This window comes from Streptomyces sp. NPDC006872, from assembly GCF_040635845.1.
In the GTDB taxonomy this organism is placed as follows: Bacteria; Actinomycetota; Actinomycetes; order Streptomycetales; family Streptomycetaceae; genus Streptomyces.
On the sequence record NZ_JBEYIL010000001.1, the window covers coordinates 63,577 to 85,129 of the forward strand.

At 69.0% G+C, this 21,553-nt stretch carries 13 protein-coding genes; 11 read left to right on the forward strand and 2 right to left on the reverse strand.

What is annotated here, in order from left to right; translation table 11 throughout:
- Positions 1 to 38: 38 nt before the first annotated feature.
- Positions 39 to 872: a PaaX family transcriptional regulator C-terminal domain-containing protein gene (locus tag ABZ725_RS00285; RefSeq protein WP_358801338.1), complete on the forward strand. Its 834-nt coding sequence runs from the start codon at positions 39 to 41 to the stop codon at positions 870 to 872.
- A gap of 24 nt (positions 873 to 896) precedes the next feature.
- Here ABZ725_RS00285 and ABZ725_RS00290 read toward each other — a convergent pair whose 3' ends face one another.
- Positions 897 to 1,718, reverse strand: a complete 822-nt coding sequence (locus ABZ725_RS00290) for an SAM-dependent methyltransferase (RefSeq protein ID WP_358800649.1) — start codon at positions 1,716 to 1,718, stop codon at positions 897 to 899.
- A 432-nt stretch (positions 1,719 to 2,150) separates the two neighbouring features.
- Between ABZ725_RS00290 and ABZ725_RS00295 the strand changes: the two genes are divergently transcribed.
- The 3 genes from ABZ725_RS00295 (at position 2,151) to ABZ725_RS00305 (ending at position 12,627) form a co-directional block, all read left to right on the forward strand.
- A complete protein-coding gene (locus ABZ725_RS00295) occupies positions 2,151 to 5,681 on the forward strand; it encodes a LamG domain-containing protein (protein ID WP_358801339.1) in 3,531 nt (1,176 codons plus the stop codon).
- A 104-nt stretch (positions 5,682 to 5,785) separates the two neighbouring features.
- The gene (locus tag ABZ725_RS00300; protein ID WP_358800650.1) at positions 5,786 to 12,184 is read left to right on the forward strand and encodes a polymorphic toxin type 44 domain-containing protein; all 6,399 of its coding nucleotides are present in this window, start codon (positions 5,786 to 5,788) and stop codon (positions 12,182 to 12,184) included.
- A gap of 77 nt (positions 12,185 to 12,261) precedes the next feature.
- Positions 12,262 to 12,627, forward strand: a complete 366-nt coding sequence (locus tag ABZ725_RS00305) for a hypothetical protein (RefSeq protein WP_358800651.1) — start codon at positions 12,262 to 12,264, stop codon at positions 12,625 to 12,627.
- Positions 12,628 to 12,703: 76 nt separating this feature from the next.
- On the opposite strand, the gene ABZ725_RS00310 is transcribed toward ABZ725_RS00305, so the two are convergent.
- The gene (locus tag ABZ725_RS00310) at positions 12,704 to 13,141 is read right to left on the reverse strand and encodes a hypothetical protein (RefSeq protein WP_010353923.1); all 438 of its coding nucleotides are present in this window, start codon (positions 13,139 to 13,141) and stop codon (positions 12,704 to 12,706) included.
- 543 nt (positions 13,142 to 13,684) lie between these two features.
- Here ABZ725_RS00310 and hemL point away from each other — a divergent pair.
- From hemL to ccsB, 7 genes are all read left to right on the forward strand, one after another.
- Complete coding sequence (gene hemL, locus ABZ725_RS00315; RefSeq protein WP_358800652.1) at positions 13,685 to 15,004, forward strand: glutamate-1-semialdehyde 2,1-aminomutase; 1,320 nt, start codon at positions 13,685 to 13,687, stop codon at positions 15,002 to 15,004.
- Positions 15,001 to 15,693 carry a histidine phosphatase family protein gene (locus ABZ725_RS00320; RefSeq protein ID WP_351904270.1) on the forward strand — a complete coding sequence of 231 codons (693 nt, stop codon included), beginning with the start codon at positions 15,001 to 15,003 and terminating at the stop codon, positions 15,691 to 15,693. The genes hemL and ABZ725_RS00320 overlap by 4 nt, the downstream gene beginning before the upstream one ends.
- Positions 15,694 to 15,872: 179 nt before the next feature.
- A complete protein-coding gene (locus tag ABZ725_RS00325) occupies positions 15,873 to 17,186 on the forward strand; it encodes a hypothetical protein (protein WP_358800653.1) in 1,314 nt (437 codons plus the stop codon).
- 66 nt (positions 17,187 to 17,252) lie between these two features.
- Complete coding sequence (locus ABZ725_RS00330; RefSeq protein WP_358800654.1) at positions 17,253 to 17,885, forward strand: TlpA disulfide reductase family protein; 633 nt, start codon at positions 17,253 to 17,255, stop codon at positions 17,883 to 17,885.
- Position 17,886: 1 nt separating this feature from the next.
- Positions 17,887 to 18,657: a cytochrome c biogenesis protein CcdA gene (locus tag ABZ725_RS00335; RefSeq protein WP_358800655.1), complete on the forward strand. Its 771-nt coding sequence runs from the start codon at positions 17,887 to 17,889 to the stop codon at positions 18,655 to 18,657.
- A 3-nt stretch (positions 18,658 to 18,660) separates the two neighbouring features.
- On the forward strand, positions 18,661 to 20,403 hold the full coding sequence (locus ABZ725_RS00340) for a cytochrome c biogenesis protein ResB (RefSeq protein ID WP_358800656.1): 1,743 nt from the start codon (positions 18,661 to 18,663) through the stop codon (positions 20,401 to 20,403).
- The gene (ccsB, locus tag ABZ725_RS00345; protein ID WP_351904256.1) at positions 20,400 to 21,482 is read left to right on the forward strand and encodes a c-type cytochrome biogenesis protein CcsB; all 1,083 of its coding nucleotides are present in this window, start codon (positions 20,400 to 20,402) and stop codon (positions 21,480 to 21,482) included. Before ABZ725_RS00340 ends, ccsB begins: the two co-directional genes overlap by 4 nt.
- Positions 21,483 to 21,553 lie beyond the last annotated feature (71 nt).

Genomic DNA, 21,553 nt, shown 5'->3' on the forward strand with positions numbered 1-21,553 from the left:
CCCTTTCCCCCGTGGAGGACGACGACATCCCGGACAACATGCCGGACACCTCTGAAGGCGCTGCTCCGCAACTGCGCCCGCAGTCGCTCATGCTCGCCTTCTTCGGCAACCATGTGCTGGAAGAGGGCGACCTGTGCGTCTACTCGGGCAGCATCATCGACGTCCTCGGCCGGGTCGGGGTCGGTGAACAGGCCGTGCGGTCCACGCTGACCCGCATGGTCAGCCGGGGGCTGCTGCGGCGGCAGCGGGAGGGCCGCAGGATGTACTTCGGCCTGACCGAGCAGGCGACGCGCGTCCTGTGGGACGGTCGCACCCGCATCTGGCGCGACAGCGCGGTCAACGACGACTGGGACGGCGACTGGACGCTGCTGGGCTTCTCGCTTCCCGAGTCGCGCCAGCGTGAGCGCCACGACCTGCGCTCACGGCTCGCCTGGTCCGGGTTCGGCGCGCTGTACAGCGGGCTGTGGATCGCGCCGGGGAGGGTGGACGTCGCCGCTGTGGTCGCCGAACTCGGCCTGACCGCCCACGTCAAGATCTTCCACGCCTCCGCCGACGAGGGCATCGACATCGGCCTCATGATCCGCGACACCTGGGACCTGGAGAGCATCGCCGCCCGCTACGTCTCTTTCGACAAGCGCTGGACCGCCCATCTGAACGCCGGCCCGGGCGACGACCCGATCGGCATCCGACTGCGGCTGGTCAGCGAGTGGCTCTGGACGATCCGCACCGACCCCCGACTCCCCGCCCGCCACCTGCCCCCCGACTGGCCGGCCCGGCCCGCCCAGGACACCTTCCGCCGGGTCGCGGAACAGACCGCGGCCCCGGCGGAACGCCAGGCCCACGAGGCCCTGGAGACGACCCCGCTGCGGTGAGAGCCCTCGTGCGGACGAGGGGTCTCAGCCGTTCTTGCGGGCCACTGCGCCGTAGATGCCGATCGGCGGGGTGTCGGGCTGGGCCGGCTCGTCGGGACGCCAGTCCGGGACCAGGGCCAGGCCCGGCTCGATCAGGGTGAAGTCGCCGAAGAAGTCGAGGACGCGGGCGCGGGGCCGGGGGTTCATGCTGGCGGTGGCGCTCTTGTAGACGGCGGCCGCGTCCTTGCGCCCGTCCTCGTGGAGGTCGCCCGTCGCATGCGACAGGACCAGGTAGGAGCCGGTGGGCAGCGCGTCGCGGTAGGTGGCGAGGAGGGCGTCCGGGTCCTCCGCCTCGGTGATGAAGTGCATGATCGCCACCAGCAGCAGGGCGACCGGCTGGTCGAAGTCGATGAGCTTGCGCACGTCGGGGTGGTCGAGGATGGCCCGGGGGTCGCGCAGGTCGGCCAGGGCGACGGAGGTGTCCGTGTCGTCGTCGCCGATGAGAGCCATCGAGTGCGTGCTGACGATCGGGTCGTTGTCGACGTAGGCGACGCGGGTCTCGGGGGCGATGGCCCGCGCGATCTGGTGCACGTTGGGCTCGGTCGGCAGGCCGGTGCCTATGTCGAGGATCTGGCGGATACCGCCCTCGGCGACGACGTGCCGGACGGCGCGGTGCATGAAGCTCCGGTTGGCCCGCACGGCCAGCCGCACCTCCGGAGCCGCCTTGATGAACTTCTCGGCGGCTTCCTGATCGACCTCGTAGTTGTCCTTCCCGCCCAGGAAGTAGTCGTACATCCGGGCCGGATGGGGCTTGGTCGTGTCGATCTTGAAAGAGGCGCTGCTGCCCTCGCCGTGGGAAGAGCTCATGATCCCTGACTCCGTCCTGGACTCGCGTCCCACCACTGGAGGAACTGTCGTGAGTGACCATCAGATCATCGTTCATTGTGCGGTGTTGTTCGAACCAGGGTCGGAGTTGTTTGGAGGACCGGCAGCTGCAACGGGAGAGGTCAATGTGACGCACGACACTATTGACGGTCATGTTTTGGCCAACACATGATCCTCGCAGCTTTCTTGTAATGAAAAATTAAGAAGACGGGGGGGTCCGTGTTCACTCAGACACGGCAACGCGATTGGCGTCGAAGAGCCAGGAGTTGGGCGATAGCCGTCGCACTTCTGGGGGGTGTGGTTCCGGCGGCCGGGGTGACTCCCGCAGCCGCCGACGACGCGACGGCCTCGGTGGCGGCGGACCGGACTCCGGAGTCGGAGGCGAGCGCCCGCGCGGCGAAGACCGGTGAGCGGGTGGCCGTGGACGCGGCGACCGACGAGTCGTCCCAGGTCTTCGCCAACCCGGACGGCACCTTCACACAGGAGATGAACGCGGCCCCGGTCCGGGCCCGGCAGGACGACGGCAGTTGGGCCGCCATCGACACCACCCTCGTGCGCGAGGCCGACGGCTCGGTGCGGGCGAGGAACACGACGGCCGACCTCACCTTCTCGGGCGGCGGCAGCGGGCACGGACTGGTCACTCTCGAGGACGACGGGCACGAACTGCGGTTCGGCTGGCCGACCACGCTCCCCGCGCCCCGGCTCGACGGCGCCACCGCCACCTACGCCGGAGTCCTTCCGGACGTCGACCTGCGACTGACCGCGCTGAGCTCCGGCTACACCTCGGTGCTCGTGGTCAAGACCGCGGAGGCGGCGAAGAACCCGGCGCTCGCGACGATCAGGATGACCCTCTCCGCCGGTGGCCTGGACATCGCCCCGACGGCCGACGGCGGTTTCGTCGCACGCGACGGCGACGGCGCCCCGGTCTTCCAGAGCCCGGCGGGACAGATGTGGGACTCGGCCGGCGACACCCCGGCCGACGGCGCCGCGACGACCGGCGTGAGCACGCAACTCGTCCGCACCGCCGCCTCGACGGAGACGGCGGACGAAGCGACCCCGCTGCCCGCCGCCGAGGGCGAGCCGGCCCCCGTCGAGGCCCCGAGCAGCGGCGACGCGGCGGCCGAGCTCCCGCTCAAGGTCACCGCCACCGCCCTGGAGATCACACCCGACCCGGCCCTGCTGCACGGCGACGACACCGTCTTCCCGCTCTACATCGACCCGCCCACCAAGGGCATCGCGCTGGGCGACTGGACGGCGCTGGCCTCCAACGGCACCAAGTACTGGAAGTTCGACGGGGACAAAGGCGTGGGGCGCTGCTCCAACTACGCCGGCTACCTCTGCTCCAACAGCCCGTACACCCAGCGCATGTACTTCGAGTACCCGCTCTCGTCGATCCACGGAAAGAAGATCCTGGACGCGACGATGGAGGTGTACCAGGAGTGGACCTTCACCTGTGATCCGCACTGGTACGACCTCAGCCGTGTGAACAAGGGCATCGCCTCCAGCACCACCTGGTCGTCCCGCCCCACCGGAGTGGACCTGATGGGCGACCGGAACGTGGCCTACGGGCGGGGCGGCCTGTGCAGCCCGTCGCAGCCCGCGAACTGGGTGCGCTTCAGCGACAACGTGGACGAGGAGACCAACGAGAACCTGACGACGACCCTCGCGTCCTACGCCGCGAACAAGGAGTCGCAGATCACCTTCTCGCTGACCGCGCACGACGAGTCCGACGGAGGCGCCTGGGCGCGGTTCCGCAACGACGCCAAGCTGTCGGTCACCTACGTCTCCTACCCGGGCAAGCCGACCTCGTACGGCGTCCAGCAGGGCACCACCGGCCGGGCCTGCAACGCCTCCACGCTGCCCTTCGCCACCAGCGACACCACGCCGAAGATGCTCGCCACGGTGCAGTCGGCCGACGCCGCCAACTCCCAGCTGCGCGCCCTGTTCGAGGTGTGGAAGGCCGACGGCTCCAGCCGCGCCTGGTACGCGGCCTCGCCGGACGGCGCGTGGGTGGCCGACAACGCCCCCCGCAACGCGACCTCCACCGCGCTTGCCGCGCAGACGGACTACCGGATGCGGGTCAAGACGCAGGCGTACTACAAGACGGACCGGGGCGTGACCGGGGTCCTGGACTCGGCCTGGTCCTCCTGGTGCTACTTCCGCGTCGACACCGATTCGCCGCCGCCCCCGGTGGTGACCAGCGCGGACGGCGTCTACAAGCCGGCCGAGACCGACCCGGCCGCGGGCGGGGTGGGCACGCCGGGCAAGTTCACCTTCACCCCCGCGGACACCAACCCCAACACCGCCGGCATCCAGTCGGACGTCGTCAGCTACAAGTGGAAGCTGAACAGCGGCGCGGTCTCCCCGCCGATCCCCGTCGCCAAGGGCGCGGCGCACACCCAGTCGATCACGCCGAACCAGGCCGGTGAGAACACCGTCCAGGTCTGGGGCTACGACGCGGCCGGCCACAGCTCGCTCACCGGGTACTACAGCTTCCTGGTGAAGGGCGCCGAGCAGCCCTCGGGGATCTGGCACCTGGACAACGCCCTGACCGACTCCACCACCGCCACCCAGCACCCGCTGACCTCCTCGGGGGCGACCTGGGACCCGCTCGCCCGCAGCGGCTCCGGCGCGGCCAAGCTCAACGGCACGAGCGCCTACCTCGCCACCTCCGGCGCGGTCCTGGACACCACCAAGTCCTTCACCGTCTCGGCCTGGGCGCGGCTGACGAAGAAGGACGTCAACTACACCGTCCTGTCCCAGGCCGGCACGAACGCCTCCGGGTTCCAGCTGTACTACTCCACCGCGTACAACGCCTGGATCTTCAACCGCCACCAGACGGACGTCGTCGAACCCGCCATCACCCGCTCCATCGGCACCAAGCCGCCCGTCCTGAACGTCTGGACCCACCTGACCGGCGTCTACGACGCGGCGGCGCAGACCATCCAGCTCTACGTCAACGGCGTTCCGCAGGGCAATCCGACGCCGTTCACGGTGACCCCGTGGAAGGCGTCCGGAAACCTGCAGGTCGGACGGCTGTGGCACGCCGCAGCCGGCAAGGAGAACTTCGCCGGAACCATCGACGAGGTGAAGGTCTGGTCCCGTGCGCTCGCGGACACCGAGGTCGCCCACGAGGCCTGGCTGGAGGACGAGGACCTCAGCGACGGCACCTCAGGGGACCCGGTCCCGACGCTCGTCGCCAAGTGGGACGCCACGGACATCGCCAACGCGACCGGCAGCACGGTCAAGGACACCAGCGGCTTCGGCCGCAATCTCACCCTCAACGGGGCCGCGCTCACCCAGTTCACCACCGGCGACCCGGACATCGGCGAAGAGGTCACGACCACGCAGCGGATGACCCTGAACGGCACCAGCGCGTACGCCACGGCCACCGGTCCGGTCGTCGACGACTCCGGTTCCTTCACCGCGACCGCCTGGGTGACGCTGGACCCGGCCAAGCTCGCCGACACCAGTAAGTCGTACGCGGTGCAGGTGTTCGGCCAGTCGGGGACGAGCCAGTCCTCCTGGGGCGTCTGGTACGAGCAGCCGGCCGGCAGCACCCAGGGCCGGTGGACGTTCGGCCGTCCCGACAAGGACGGCACCGGGGCGGTCTGGACCGAGAACGAGTCCGACGCGTTGACCACGGCCCAGCTGGGCGTGCCGGTCATGCTGACGGTCGTCCACGACGCCCAGGCGGCGGCCGACCCCGACGACACCTCCAAGCTCGGCGCGCTCAAGCTCTACGTCGACAGCGCCCTGATGGGTGACGAGGACGGGGTGCCCTACTCGGCCCCCTGGCAGGGCGGCGGAGCGTTCGAGATCGGCCGGGCGAAGATCAACGGCGCCGCCGCGCGCTACTTCCCCGGGGCGATCGACAGCGTCCGCGTCTGGGCCGGAGCCACTTCCACCGACGCGATTGCCGACCGGCGCAACACCGAGCAGTAGCAGCCGAGGGACGGGCAGGGCGGGCGCAGTTGCCCGCCCTGCCCTGCCTCGCGCTGCCTCTTTCGCCTGACCATTCCCGTTTCCGAACACCGGGGGAAATCACCGTGTCTCCAAGACCCTTCCGCAAACGCTTGCCAGGGGCGGTCGTCCGCCGCTGGCTCGGCCGTGGCGGGCTCGTCCTCTCCCTGTCCCTCCTCCCACAGCTCGTGACTCCCTCGGGGTACGACTTCGCCGCCCAGGCCCAGACTCCGGCGGCCGGCAGGAAGTTGGAGGATCCGGCCGACGCGAAGATCGACAAGGTCGGCGTGCTCAGGGCCGGCGTCTCCAAGTCCCCGAAGGACAAGGCTGCCCCTGCCGCCCAGCAGACCCGTGAGCGGGTGAAGAAGGCCGCCTGGCCGGGGCCCGGCAAGGCCACGGCCGAGGTCGCGGCGACCGGCGAGGCCGCGGTCAGCGTGGGCGGGCTCGGGATCAGGCTGGCCCAGGTGCCGGCCGCCCCGGCGGCCAAGGCTGCGAAGAAGCGGGCGGTGGCCTCCGGCCCGGCCGAACGGGTGGCGCTCGGCGTCCAGTCCTCGGCGGCGGCGAAGAAGGCGGGCGTCAACGGCGTCCTGCTCACCGTCGCACCGGCGGCAGCCGTGTCCGGCAAGGGCGACAGCGACAAGCTCCGGGTCTCCTTGAGCTACGCCTCCTTCAAGGACGTCTACGGCGGTAACTTCGGCCCCCGGCTGAGCCTGGTGACGCTCCCGGCGTGTGCGCTGACCACCCCGGAGAAGAAGGCCTGCCGCACCCAGACCCCAGTGCCGGGCGCGGGAAACGACGCCGCGTCCCAGACCGTGACCGGCACCGTCAGCACCCGTACCCCGATGCTGCTGGCTGCGGCTGCGGACAGTTCGGGCGGCGGGGGCGACTACAGCGCCACCCCGTTGTCCCCGACCGCGACCTGGGAGGCCGGCGGCAGCACGGGCGACTTCACCTGGAACTACCCGCTGCGGGTTCCCCCGGCGACGGCCGGCCCGTCCCCGAACCTGTCGATCTCCTACGACTCCGCCTCGGTGGACGGCCGCACGGCCGGGGAGAACAGCCAGACCTCGGTGGTCGGCGAAGGCTTCTCGATCACCGAGTCCTACATCGAGCGCAAGTACGGCTCCTGCAAGGAAGACGGCCAGTCCGGCAAGGGCGACCTGTGCTGGAAGTACGCCAACTCCACGCTGGTCCTCAACGGCAAGGCCGTGGAGCTGGTCAACGCCTGCGCCGACAAGGCTGCCTGTGACGCCGCGGCCCTGTCCGAGGCGTCGGGCGGCTCGTGGAAGCTGAAGAACGAGGACGGCACCCGCGTCGAGCACCTGACCGGCGCCACCGGCAACGGCGACGACAACACCGAGTACTGGAAGGTGACGGACGTGTCCGGCACCCAGTACTTCTTCGGCAAGCAGCGCCTGCCCGGCTGGAGCGACAACGGCACCGCCGCCGACGACCCGGTCACCAACTCGGTGTTCACCGTCCCGGTCTTCGGCGACGACTCCGGGGAGCCCTGCTACAAGTCCACCGGCTTCGCCGACTCCTTCTGCAACCAGGCCTGGCGCTGGAACCTGGACTACGTCGTCGACACCCACGGCAACGCCTCCACGTACTGGTACGGCAAGGAGACGAACTACTACTCCAAGAACGCCGACACCGCCGTCAACGGCACCGCCTACACCCGCGGCGGCTACCTCAACCGCATCGAGTACGGCCTGCGCAGCGACCTGATCTACGCCAAGCCCGCCGCCCAGCAGGTCCGCTTCGCCTACGCCGAGCGCTGCGTCGTCTCGGGCGGCTGCACCGACCTGACCAAGGACACCAAGGCCAACTGGCCCGACGTGCCCTTCGACATGATCTGCGCGGCGAGCACCAAGTGCACCACCCAGATCGGCCCGGCGTTCTTCACCCGCAAGCGCCTCACCGACGTCACCACCTCGGTGTGGACCGGCGCCGGCACCACCCAGCGCGACGTCGACACCTGGCACCTGGACCAGAGCTTCCCCGACACCGGCGACGCCTCCTCGGCGAGCCTGTGGCTGAAGTCCATCCAGAACACCGGCAAGGCCAACACCACGGCCGCCGCGATGCCGCCGGTGGTCTTCGGCGGCATCCAGCTCTCCAACCACGTCGAGGGCAGCGGCCCGGACACCCTGCGCTACATCAAGTGGCGGGTGCGGACCATCAAGTCCGAGACCGGCTCCACCCTCACCGCCAACTACTCCGGCCCCGACTGCATCTGGGGCTCCAGCATGCCGGCGGACGTCGACAAGAACACCCGCCGCTGCTTCCCGGTCAAGTGGTCCCAGTCCGGAGCGACCCCGGTCCTCGACTGGTTCCACAAGTACGTGGTCACCTCCGTCTTCCAGGACGACCCCTACGGCCACGGCGACACCGGCGAGACGTACTACGACTACCAGGGCGGCGCGGGCTGGGCCTACGCCGACGACGAGGGCCTGACCAAGGCGTCCAACCGCACCTGGTCGCAGTGGCGTGGCTACGGCAAGGTCGTCGAGACCTCCGGCGACACCGACGAGGGCCCGCGCTCCAAGAAGTCCACGCTCTACATGCGTGGCCTGAACGGCGAGAAGGAACTCGACGGCACCTCCCGGGTGGAGAAGGTCACCGACTCCGCCGGCACCGCACTCGACGACTCCCGCCAGTACGCCGGCTTCGTCCGCGAGACGATCGTCTACAACGGCGCCGAAGAGGTCAGCGGCACGATCAACACGCCCTGGTCCCACAAGACCGGCAGCCACACCTACAGCTGGGGCACCACCGACTCCTGGATCGTCCAGCCCGGTGAGACCGCCAACCGCACCACGACCTCCACCGGCACCCGCACGGTCAAGCAGAAGTCCACGTACGACACCACGTACGGCATGCTGCTCACGGTGGACGACAGCGGCGACGCGGCCAAGACCGGCGACGAGACGTGTGTGCGCACCAGCTACGCGCGCAACACCTCGGCCTGGCTGGTGAATGCGGTCTCGCGCACCGAGACCTACTCGGTCTCCTGCGCGACCACGCCGACGATCCCCGACCACGCCGTCTCCGACATCACCAAGGCCTACGACGGCCAGGCGGTCGGCGTGGCGCCCACCAAGGGCGAGGTCAGCGCCTCCTACCGGGTCGCGAGCTACGGCGCGACCGACAAGAAGCCCGTCTACCAGCAGGTCTCCGGCTCCACCTACGACAAGCTGGGCCGTCCGGCCACCGCGACCAACGCCCTCAACCAGACGGTCAAGAACACCTACGTCCCCGACGACACCGGCTACGGCCCGCTGACGTCCAAGACGACCATCGACGCGAAGCTCTACGCCTCCACCGCCGAGGTGGACCCGGCCTGGGGCACGGCCACCAAGACCACCGACGCCAACGGCAACGTCACCGAGTGGTCCCTGGACGCGCTCGGCCGCCTGGTCTCGGTCTGGAAGCCGAACCGCTCCCGCGGGCTCGGGGACGCCGCCAGCATCGTCTACGCCTACAGCATCAACAACGACAAGGAGACCTGGGTCCGCACCGACGCTCTCAAGAACGACGGCAAGACCTACAACAGCTCCTACGAGATCTTCGACGGTCTGCTGCGCTCCCGCCAGAAGCAGACGCCCGCGCCGAACGGCGGCCGGGTGATCTCCGAGACCCTCTACGACGACCGCGGCCTCGCCTACATCACCAACGAGCAGGTCCACGACAACAACGCGCCCTCGGGCACGCTCGCCAACACCTTCCCCGGCTCCGTCCCCGCCTCCACCGAGACGGTCTTCGACGCCGCCGGCCGTGCCACGGAGACGGTCTTCCGGGTCTACGACCAGGAGAAGTGGCGCACCAAGACCGCCTACCAGGGCGACCGCACCGCCGTCACCGCGGCCACGGGCGGCACCGGCACGCTGGTCGTCACCGACGCCCGCGGCAGGACCGTCGAGCGCCGTGAGTACGGCGGCCCCGCCCCGACCGGCAGCGACTACAGCCGCACGCTGTACGCGTACACGCCCGACGGCAAGGTCGAGAAGATGACCGGCCCGGACGGCTCCGTCTGGTCGTACGACTACGACCTGCGCGGTCGCAAGACCACCTCCGTCGACCCCGACAAGGGCACGGTCACCACCGCCTACAACGACGCCGACCAGCCGATCAGCACCACGTCGCTGGTGAACGGCGTCTCGCGCACCCTGATCACGGACTACGACGAGCTGGGCCGCAAGGTCGGCACCTGGGACGGCGTCAAGGACGACGACCACCGCCTGACCAAGTTCACCTTCGACAGCCTGGCCAAGGGTCTCCCGACGGCCGCGATCCGGTACGTCGGCGGCACCACCGGCAAGATCTACTCCCAGGTCTTCACCGGCTACGACGCGCTCGGCCGCACCAAGGGCACCAAGACCGTCATCGCCGCCACCGACGCCCTGGTCGTCGCCGGCGCGCCGCAGACCTTCACCACCACGTCCGTCTACAACAGGGACGGCACCGTCCAGTCCACCTCGATGCCCGCGGCGGGCGGCCTGCCCGCCGAGACCGTCGGCAACAGCTACAACGACCTCGGCATGCTCACCGGCACCGAGGGCATGACCGACTACGTCCAGAACATCGGCTACTCCCCGTACGGCGAGATCGAGGAGACCCGCCTGGGCACCTCCACCGATGCCAAGCAGCTCCAGATCCTCAACCGCTACGAGGACGGCACGCGCCGACTGGCCAACTCCCACACCGTCGACCAGACCAACACCGGCTACACCAGCGACGTCGACTACGCCTACGACGCCAGCGGCAACGTCAAGTCGATCACCGACAAGGTGGGTGGCAAGGACACCCAGTGCTTCGCCTACGACGGCTACCGCCGACTGACCGAGGCCTGGACCCCGTCCTCCAACGACTGCGCCACCGCCCGCTCGTCGAGCGCTCTCGGCGGACCGGCCCCGTACTGGAACTCCTGGACCTACAAGCCGGGCGGCCTGCGCGACACCCAGATCGAGCACAAGGCCACCGGTGACACCACGACCGCCTACGGCTACCCGGCCGTCAACGCCACCGGCGGCGGCCAGCCCCACACGCTGACCTCCGTCACCGTGGGCAGCGCTGCCGCGAAGTCGTACACCTATGACGACCAGGGCAACACCACCAAGCGCTACGGCGTCACCGGCGCCGCGCAGAGCCTCGTCTGGGACATCGAAGGAGAACTCGCCCAGCTCACCCAGGGCACGGAGACCACCGACTACCTCTACGACGCCAACGGCGAACTCCTGATCCGCCGCGGCTCCGTCAAGACCGTCCTCTACCTGGCCGGTCAGGAACTCCACTACGACACGGCCGCCAAGAAGTTCGCCGCCCAGCGGTACTACCCGTCGGGCGACGCCACCGCCGTCCGCACCGAGACCGGTCTGTCCTGGATGGTCGACGACCACCACGGCACCGCCTCGATGACGATCGACGCCACCACCCAGGCCGTCACCCGCCGCTACACCAAGCCCTTCGGCGAGGCCCGCGGCACGACGCCCTCGGCCTGGCCCGACGACAAGGGCTTCCTGGGCAAACCCGCCGACGCGGGCACCGGCCTGACCCACATCGGCGCCCGTGAGTACGACCCGGCCGTCGGCCGTTTCCTCTCCGTCGACCCCGTCCTCGCCCCCGACGACCACGAGTCCCTCAACGGCTACGCCTACGCCAACAACACCCCCGTCACCAAGTCCGACCCGACCGGCCTGCGGCCGATCACGGACTGCGAGCGCGGGTGCAGCGACGGCAAGGGCGGCAGCTACCGGGACTACATGACGATGGGCCCGAACGGGACCTGGGTCTACCACTCCACGAAGACCTACTCCGTCTACATCCCCATCGTGGGAACGATGACGGTGACGGTGAAGAAGACGGGCAACAAGTCCGTCGCCTCCGTCACGTTCCAGAAGGGCCCCGAGCCGCTTCCCAAGAAGAAGTCCGGCAACGAGGAGCTTTACAACGAGATCGAGAGCTATATGTTCTCGGAACTCAAGACGAATGTGGTGTCGGACGACGTCAAGGGCATCAAGGGGCTTTTGCGGCCTTGGAAGTGGTACGACGCATTCGGCCGGAATATGGGCGCGGATACACAGGCGGCACTCGCCATGTGGACCGCCAAGGTATGCCCGAAGATCTGCGAATGGGACCACAAGCCGAAGCTCGCCGCGAAGTTCGACCTGGCCGAGTCGGACTTCTTCACCAGCGTTCCCGGCACCGACCTGGAGGCGTACTACGACATCTGGTCGAACGTCCACTACGGCTACGTGGGAGCCGCGGCCGGGATCGACGAGAAGACCCTGATTGACGGCGCCTCCGTCGCGGACCCGCTCCTGGTCGGCGAAAACGACATCGGCGACCAGATCACGATGAGAGCAGGGGTCGAACTGTACGAGGAGTACGGAGTCGACCTGACGCGAGAGCAGTTCCACTCGGCCATAGTCGACACGGTCAAGGAACTGTATGACAAGGGTGCTACGCAGGTGAGGCACTCGTAGACCGTCCAGCCTGGGTGCCGCTAACGTTGGCGGCGCCCAGGCTTTTTTTCGTTCGAACCATGCATTGAGGAGACATCATGGAGGCTGCCACTCGCCGCGTCGGGTGCCTGTTGCCTTTGGGCGCCGGTGGGATGGTGGCAGGGGCGACGGTCTGGGCGGTCGCCGGCATCTGGCGCTCATGCGACGTCGGCAACGGCTCGGCCAACGGCGCGGTCCTGCTTTTTTGCTTTCTTCTGATATGGGCCCTGCTCTCTTCGGTATGGGGCCTCATTCTTAAATTCCTCGGCACCAGAGGAATGAAATGGGCATACGCCGCTGCAATCTGCGCGAGCGTGGGCATCGCCTGGGGAATGATCGCGTGGATCGGTGTCCTGGATTCCTACCCGTCACCGATCTGCGAGGGAAACGTCCCTCCGTGGTGGCCGGAGATCATCCCGGTGTAGCCGACCGGGCGCGTGACAAGGGCGGGGTTCGAGAACCCCGCCCGCTACCCCGCCCGCTTTCGTGCAGAACCTCGGCTCAGGGCCAGACCAGGCAATAAGGCTGGTGGCCTGCCTCGTGCAGGCGGTGGCTGAAGTCCTGCCATTCGTGGAGCAGCTGGTAGACGTTGAACGCGTCTCGGGGGCCGCCGCGGTCCGGGACCGTGGACCAGATGAAGGCTGCCGCGCCGACCGCTTCCTCGCCGATGTCGCGGAGCGGGTCGACCACCGTCATGGGGAGCTTCACGACCGCGTAGTCGGGGTGCAGGACGACCAGTTCCAGTGGGGGCACCTTGTGGAGCGGGACGCCTTCGATGCCGGTCAGGACCATCGCGGCCATCGTCTCCGGCTTGATCTTGGTGAACATGCCGTTCATGCCGAGCTCGTCGCCGCCGAGTTCCTCGGGGCGCATCGAGATCGGCACACGGGCCGCGGTCGCGCCGTCCGGCGCGCCGAAGTACTTGTACGTCACCCCCACCCGACCACCATTCCTGCTCCCCGCCCGGAGGCGGTCGACCCGTTGGTCAACACGCCGGTCGATCCGTTCGGGCTCATTCGGTACATCTTGTGCCTGTGTCCGACGCGCTTCGCCTGCTTCCTCCGCGTCGCGCCGGTGCCTTCCCCGCTGGGCACGTCGAGGACCCAGATCGTCAGTCCCCTCGCCCAGTCCGCCACCGCGATGCATATCTCCACCCGACTGCTTTTCTAGGCCGCGTGGTCCCGCCGCGCAACCCGATCATCGTGTCAGTGACCTCCCCCACGGTCGCTCGCCGAAACGTGCGTTGAAACACCTGTCCGCAGGATCTTCGCAGCCCCTCGACACACGGTCGGTGTGAGCTACGTCTATCAGGCCCGTTCCGACTCAGTTTCGCAGATGGCCGAGTGGAGGATGAGAGGGGAAGGGGCCCAGGCCCCCCGGCCCGGGGCGGGGCTCGGCTGCCTTCGTAGTCGCTGGCCTACCCTGGGAGGTCATTGGCACCGGAGCCCAGCAAGTCGGAGAAGGTCGGAGAAGCCGCAGGTCATGAGCGAACTGCCCTATTCATACGATGCGCCTGTCTCGCAGGCGCTGTTCGACCGCGCGTCCGTCGTCACGCCCGGCGGGGTGAACTCCCCGGTGCGTGCCTTCCGCGCCGTGGGGGGAACGCCCCGGTTCATGGTGTCCGGTACGGGGCCGTATCTGACCGACGCCGACGGCCGGGAGTACGTCGACCTGGTCTGCTCCTGGGGTCCCATGATCCTCGGGCACTCCCACCCCGAGGTCATCGCGGCCGTCCAGGACGCCGTCTCCCGCGGCACCTCCTTCGGCACCCCCGGTGAGGGCGAGGTCGCGCTCGCCGAGGAGATGGTCGAGCGCATCGCGCCCCTGGAGCAGGTGCGGCTCGTCTCCAGCGGTACCGAGGCCACCATGTCGGCCATCCGGCTCGCCCGTGGCTTCACCCGGCGCGCCAAGGTGATCAAGTTCGCCGGCTGCTACCACGGGCATGTGGACTCGCTGCTCGCCTCGGCCGGGAGCGGGGTGGCCACCTTCGCGCTGCCCGACACCCCCGGTGTCACGGGAGCCCAGGCCGCCGACACCATCGTCCTGCCGTACAACGACCTGGAAGCCGTGCAGGAGGCCTTCCACCGGCATCCCGGTGAGATCGCCTGTGTGATCACCGAGGCCTCGCCGGGCAACATGGGCGTCGTGCCGCCGCTGCCCGGGTTCAACCAGGGGCTCAAGGACGCCTGCGCGAACAACGGCGCGCTCTTCATCTCCGACGAGGTCATGACCGGGTTCCGGACCAGTCGGAGCGGCTGGTTCGGGATCGACGGGGTGCGGCCGGATCTCATGACCTTCGGGAAGGTCATGGGCGGGGGCTTCCCCGCCGCCGCGTTCGGCGGGCGGGCCGACATCATGGCGCACCTCGCGCCCGCCGGGCCCGTCTACCAGGCCGGCACGCTCTCGGGGAACCCGGTCGCCACCGCCGCCGGGCTCGCCCAGCTGCGGCTGCTCGACGAGGACGCGTACGCCAGGATCGACGCCGTCTCCAGCCGGATCCAGTCGCTGGTGTCGGAGGCGCTGACCAAGGAGAGCGTCGCGCACACGCTGCAGAGCGCCTCCAACATGTTCTCCGTCTTCTTCACGGACCGGCCCGTCCGCAACTACGCGGACGCGAAGACGCAGGAGTCGTTCCGCTTCAACGCCTTCTTCCACTCGCTGCTGGCGAACGGCGTCTATCTGCCGCCGTCGTCCTTCGAGTCCTGGTTCGTGTCCACGGCCCACGACGACGCGGCCGTCCAGAGAATCGCCGACGCCCTTCCGGCGGCGGCCCGAGCGGCTGCGGAGGCCACAGCAGCATGACCAGCCCCAAGAGCAACAGCGACCTCACCGTCGTCCACCTGATGCGGCACGGCGAGGTCGAGAACCCCGACGGCGTCCTCTACGGCCGGCTCGGCGGTTACCACCTCTCCGAGCTGGGCCGGCAGATGGCCGACCGGGTCGCCGAGCACCTCGCGCCCCGCGACGTCACGTATGTGGTCGCCTCCCCGCTGGAGCGGGCGCAGGAGACGGCGACGCCGATCGCCAAGGCGCACGGTCTCGACCTGGCCACCGACCCGCGGCTCATCGAGGCCGACAACGTCTTCCAGGGCAAGACCTTCGGGGTGGGCGACGGCGCCCTGAAGAACCCGGAGAACTGGAAGCATCTCGTCAACCCGTTCAAGCCGTCGTGGGGCGAGCCGTATGTGGACCAGGTCGTCCGCATGATGGGCGCGCTCGACGCGGCCAAGGACGCGGCACGCGGCCATGAGGCCGTGCTGGTCAGCCATCAGCTGCCGATCTGGATCGTGCGGTCCTACGTCGAGCGGCGGCGGCTGTGGCACGACCCGCGCAAACGGCAGTGCACGCTCGCCTCGCTGACGACCTTCACGTACCAGGGCGACCGGATCGTGTCCGTCGGCTACGCGGAGCCCGCCATCGACCTCGTGCCGGTCCATCTGCGCGCCGGCGCCAAGCCCGTGAAGGGCAAGAGCAAGGCCTTCGGAGCCTAGGACCGGTCGGGCCGGACAGGGCCTGGCCACCACCTTCCTTCACGACCTTCACCGCCCCTCCCACCTCGTGGCTTAAATCGGATTGTCTGTTACCGAATCCGGAACAACCGGCGGAACCCCCTCGTTCGTCGTGTCCTCTGAATGGGTGACCACCAGAGGCACTGACGAACGAGGACGCCATGCGCACGATCACGCGAAGGGGAGCACTGGGGCTCGGTGCCGGGGCCGCCGCCGCTGCCGGACTCACGGGCTGCGGCAGTCTCACGAGCTCGGACCCCAGCCCCGCCGACGGCTCCAAGTCGGGCGGATCGAGCAAGAGTCCCTCCGGTAGCCCCAAGGCCACCGCGCGCCCCCTCGGCGACGGCTCCACCTCCTTCACCGGCAAGCAGCCCCACCAGCCGGACAAGCCCGTGCCGCTGGAGGCCGGCCAGGAGCCGCCGCAGTTCGTCGTCTTCTCCTGGGACGGCGCCGGCGAGGTCGGCAACGGTCTCTTCCCGCGCTTCCTGGACCTCGCCAAGGAGCACGGCGCGAGCATGACCTTCTTCCTCTCCGGGCTGTATCTGCTGCCCGAGTCGAAGAAGCGGCTCTACGACCCGCCGAACAACCCGCGCGGCGCCTCCGACATCGGCTACCTCACCGACGAGCACGTCAGGATGACGCTCACCAACATCCGCCGCGCCTGGCTCGAGGGTCACGAGATAGGCACCCACTTCAACGGGCACTTCTGCTCCGGGCACGGGACGGTCGGCAACTGGACGGCCAAGCAGTGGCGCAGCGAGATCGACCAGGCGAAGTCGTTCGTGAAGAACTGGCGGACCAACACCGGCTGGACGGAGGAGGCCGCGCTGCCCTTCGACTACGACAAGGAACTCGTCGGCGGCCGCACGCCCTGTCTCCTCGGCCAGGACAACCTGCTGCCCACCGCCCGCGCCCTCGGCTGGCGCTACGACGCCTCCTCGCCGGGCGGGCGTCAGGTGTGGCCGCAGAAGAAGGACGGCATCTGGGATCTGCCGCTGCAGCAGATACCGTTCCCCGGCCGTAGCTTCGAGGTCCTGTCGATGGACTACAACATGCTCGCCAACCAGTCGATCAACTCGACGAAGGCGCCCAGCCACAACTACCCCGGCTGGCGCAAGCAGTCCGCGCAGGCGTACATACAGGGATTCAAGCGGGCATACGAGTCGAACCGTGCGCCGTTCTTCGTCGGCAACCACTTCGAGCAGTGGAACGGCGGCATCTACATGGACGCCGTCGAGGAGTCCTTCAAGTACATCGCGGCGGAGAAGGAGAAGGGCGCGGACGTCCGGCTGGTCTCCTTCCGGCAGTTCGTGGACTGGATGGACGTCCAGAAGCCGGAGGTGCTGGAGCAGCTGCGCACCCTCGACGTCGGGCAGCAGCCGGCCGCCGGCTGGAAGGCGTTCCTCAAGGACAACAACACCCCCGGCTCCACCAGCTCCTCCGGCTCCGCCGGCCCCTCCGCATCCGCCGCCTGAAATGCGGGTTTCCGCCCGCAAGGGGGGTGCGCAAGATCCCCAGAACGGGCATGCGAAACTTTTCACATGAGTGCCGCCAGCCGCGCCCCCCTGTGCTCGACCCCCTCGATCCGCTCGCGCCGTGCCGCCCTGACCACGGCCGCCGGCACAGCCGTCGCCGCACTGTTGCTGTCCGCGTGCACCTCCGGCGGCACCGCCGGGGGAGGCGGTGACACCAACTTCGTGATGGGCAAGGACGGCATCTCCACCGCGGAGAAGGGGGAGCGCGCCGCGGCCCCCGACCTGTCCGGCGACACCGTCGACGGCAAGCAGCTCGACGTCGCCGACTACAAGGGCAAGATCGTCGTCCTCAACGTGTGGGGCTCCTGGTGTTCCCCGTGCCGTGCGGAGGCGCCGGGCTTCCAGAAGGTCTACCAGGACCTCCAGGCGGACGGCGTCCAGTTCGTCGGCATCAACACGCGCGACACCAAGGCCGCCAACGCCGTCGCCTTCGACAAGCAGTTCGGCGTCACCTACCCGAGTCTGTACGACCCGACCGGGCAGCTGATGCTCCGCTTCAAGAAGGGCACCCTCAACCCGCAGGCCATCCCCTCCACGCTGGTCATAGACCGGGAGGGGAAGATCGCCGCCCGCTCGCTGGCCGCGCTCAGCGAGGAGCGGCTGCGCAAGATGATCGCTCCCGTCCTCGCGGAGAAGTGACGTGAGCGCGGTCACCCTGCTCGCCGCGGACGGCTACAACGGCACCGTGCTCAACGGCGCGTTGCTGCTCGCCCTGCCCGTCGCCGTCCTCGGCGGTCTCGTCTCCTTCTTCTCCCCGTGCGTCCTGCCGCTCGTCCCCGGCTATCTGTCGTACGTCACCGGAGTCACCGGCACCGACCTCGCCGAGGCCCGCCGCGGCCGGATGGTCGCCGGCGCCTCCCTGTTCGTGCTCGGCTTCACCGCGGTGTTCGTCTCCAGCGGGGCCCTGTTCGGCTACTTCGGTCAGACGCTCCAGGAGAACCAGGGCGTCCTGTCCAAGGTGCTCGGCGTGCTCATGATCGTCATGGGCGTCTTCTTCATGGGCCTGATGCCCTGGATGACCCAACGGGAGTTCCGCTTCCATCAGCGGCCCGCCGCCGGACTGGTCAGCGCCCCCCTGATCGGCGCGCTGTTCGGCATCGGCTGGACCCCGTGCATCGGCCCCACCCTCGCCTCCGTGATCGCCCTGTCCTCCCAGCAGGGGAGCGCGGGCCGCGGTGCCATACTGACCGTCGCCTACTGCCTCGGCCTCGGCCTGCCCTTCGTGCTCGCCGCGGTCGCCTTCCGCAAGGCGCTCGGCGCCTTCGGCTGGGTCAAGCGTCACTACGTCTGGGTGATGCGGATCGGCGGCACGATGATGATCGTGACCGGTCTGCTGCTGCTGACCGGTGCGTGGGACCGCCTTGTGCAGGACATCCAGTCCTGGTCCGCCGGCTTCACTGTGGGGATCTGATCGATGAGCAAGACCACGACGACCGACGAGACGACCCCGGTCGACGGGACGACCACGGTCGACGGGACGAAGACCGACGACCAGGATCTCGGGGCCGCCGGCTCCCAGCTGTCCACCGCGCCCGCCGACTCGCTCGCGAACATGCCCGGCCTGGGCGTGCTCGGCTGGGCGCGCTGGTTCTGGCGTCAGCTCACCTCCATGCGGGTCGCGCTGCTGCTCCTGCTGCTGCTGGCGCTCGGCGCGATCCCCGGTTCGCTGATCCCGCAGTCGGGCACGGACGACACGAAGGTCGCCGACTTCCGTCAGGCGCACGACACGCTCGGGCCGATCTACGACCGGCTCGGCCTCTTCCACGTCTACAGCTCGGCCTGGTTCTCCTCGGTCTACATCCTGCTGTTCATCTCCCTCATCGGCTGCATCGTGCCCCGCACCTGGCAGTTCGTGGGCCAGCTGCGCGGCCGCCCGCCGGGCGCGCCGAAGCGGTTGACCCGGCTGCCCGCGTACACGACCTGGCGCACTCAGGCGGAGCCGGAGCAGGTCCGCGAGGCCGCGCTCGCCCTGCTGAAGAAGCGCCGCTTCCGCGCGCAGCTCACCGGGGACGCCGTCGCCGCCGAGAAGGGCTACCTCCGCGAGGTCGGCAACCTGGCCTTCCACATCGCGCTGATCGTGATGCTGGTCGCCTTCGCCTGGGGCCAGCTCTTCAAGACCGAGGGCAACAAGCTGATCGTCGAGGGCGACGGCTTCTCCAACACCCTCATCTCCTACGACGACTTCAAGTCCGGCACCCTCTTCAGCACCGACGACCTGACGCCGTTCAGCTTCGATCTGAACAAGTTCACCGGCACCTACGAGAAGAGCGGCCCGAACACCGGCACCCCGCGCGTCTACCAGGCCGCCATCACCTACCGCGTCGGGGCCTACGGCAAGGGCCGGAAGACCCTCGTCAAGGTCAACGAGCCGCTGGAGATCGGCGACTCGAAGGTCTACCTCACCGCGCACGGCTACGCGCCCTTCGTCACCGTCCGCGACGGCAAGGGCAACGTCGTCTACAGCGACGCCGTACCGCTGCTGCCGCTGGACTCCAATGTGACGTCCACCGGCGTGATCAAGGTCCTCGACGGCTACCGGGACGCCAAGGGGCTCAGCGAGCAGCTGGGCATCTCGGCCTTCTTCCTGCCGACGTACACGCAGGGCATGGAGACCGCCTCGACGTTCCCGGCGCTGAACAACCCGGTGCTGAACCTGACCCCGTTCCACGGTGATCTGGGCGTCAACTCGGGCATCCCGCAGAGCGTGTACCAGCTCGACAAGACGCACATGAAGGAGTTCAAGGACTCCAAGGGCGCGCAGGTGCGGGAGAACCTCAAGCCCGGCGAGACCATGACCCTGCCGAACGGCGCGGGCTCGATCACCTACGAGGGCACCCGGCAGTGGGCGAACTTCCAGGTCACCCAGCAGCCCGCGAGCGGGTGGGCGCTGGGCGGCGCGACCGTCGCGATCTTCGGCCTGGCGGGTTCCCTGTTCATCCAGCGCCGCCGGGTGTGGGTGCGTGCCGTGCGCGGCGACGACGGGGTGACGGTCGTCGAGATGGCCGGTCTCGGCCGCAGCGAGTCCGCGAAGGTGCCCGAGGAACTCGGCGACCTCGCCGGGATCCTCTACGACCGGGCCCCGGGCGCGCCCGTCCCCACAGATTCCTCCGATCCCTCCGATCCTCAAGCCGTATCTGCCGAAGGGGCTGAGAAATGACTCTCGCCGCCGCCACCAACGAGAATCTCGCGAGCATCAGCAACACGCTGATCTACTCCGCGATGGCCGTCTACACCCTGGCCTTCTTCGCGTACATCGCGGAGTGGCTCCTCGGCAGCCGCAGCAAGGTCGGCCGCACCGCCGCCGCGCTCACGCCCGAGGCGAAGGCCAAGGCCAAGGGCCCGGCCGTCACCGTCCAGAAGAACGGCGGCACCGCCGTCCTGGAGCGCCCGCAGGTCGTCGTGCGCTCCGCGGCCGGCGCGCGTGACGTGCCCGACGGGCCCGGCGCGCACGGTGGTGACGAGCAGGGCGACATGTACGGCCGGATCGCCATCTCCCTCACGGTGCTCGCGTTCCTGGTCGAGCTGGGCGGCGTGATCGCCCGCGCGGCCTCGGTGGAGCGGGCCCCCTGGGGCAACATGTACGAGTTCAACATCACCTTCTCCACGGTGGCCGTCGGCGTGTACCTCACGCTGCTGGCGCTGAAGAAGAACGTGCGCTGGCTCGGGCTGTTCCTGATCACCTCGGTCCTGCTCGACCTGGGCCTCGCGGTCACCGTCCTCTACACGGCGAGCGACCAGCTGGTCCCGGCGCTGCACTCGTACTGGCTGTACATCCACGTCTCCACCGCGATCCTGTGCGGAGCGGTGTTCTACGTGGGCGGGGTCACCACGGTCCTGTACCTGTTCAAGGACTCGTACGAGAACAAGCTGGCGACCGGCGGCAAGCCCGGCAAGTTCGCGGACTCGGTCCTTGACCGGCTGCCCGCGTCGGCCTCGCTCGACAAGTTCGCCTACCGGGTCAACGCGGCGGTGTTCCCGCTGTGGACGTTCACGATCATCGCGGGCGCGATCTGGGCGGGCGACGCGTGGGGCCGCTACTGGGGCTGGGACCCCAAGGAGACCTGGGCGTTCATCACCTGGGTCGGCTACGCCTGCTATCTGCACGCCCGCGCCACGGCCGGCTGGAAGGGCCGCAAGGCCGCCTACCTGGCCCTGATCGCCTTCGGCTGCTGGCTGTTCAACTACTACGGCGTCAACATCTTCGTCTCCGGCAAGCACTCGTACGCCGGAGTCTGAACCCCGCACCGACCAAGGCCGGTTCTCGTGACCCACGTCACAGGAACCGGCCTTTGTCGTACGGACAGGTA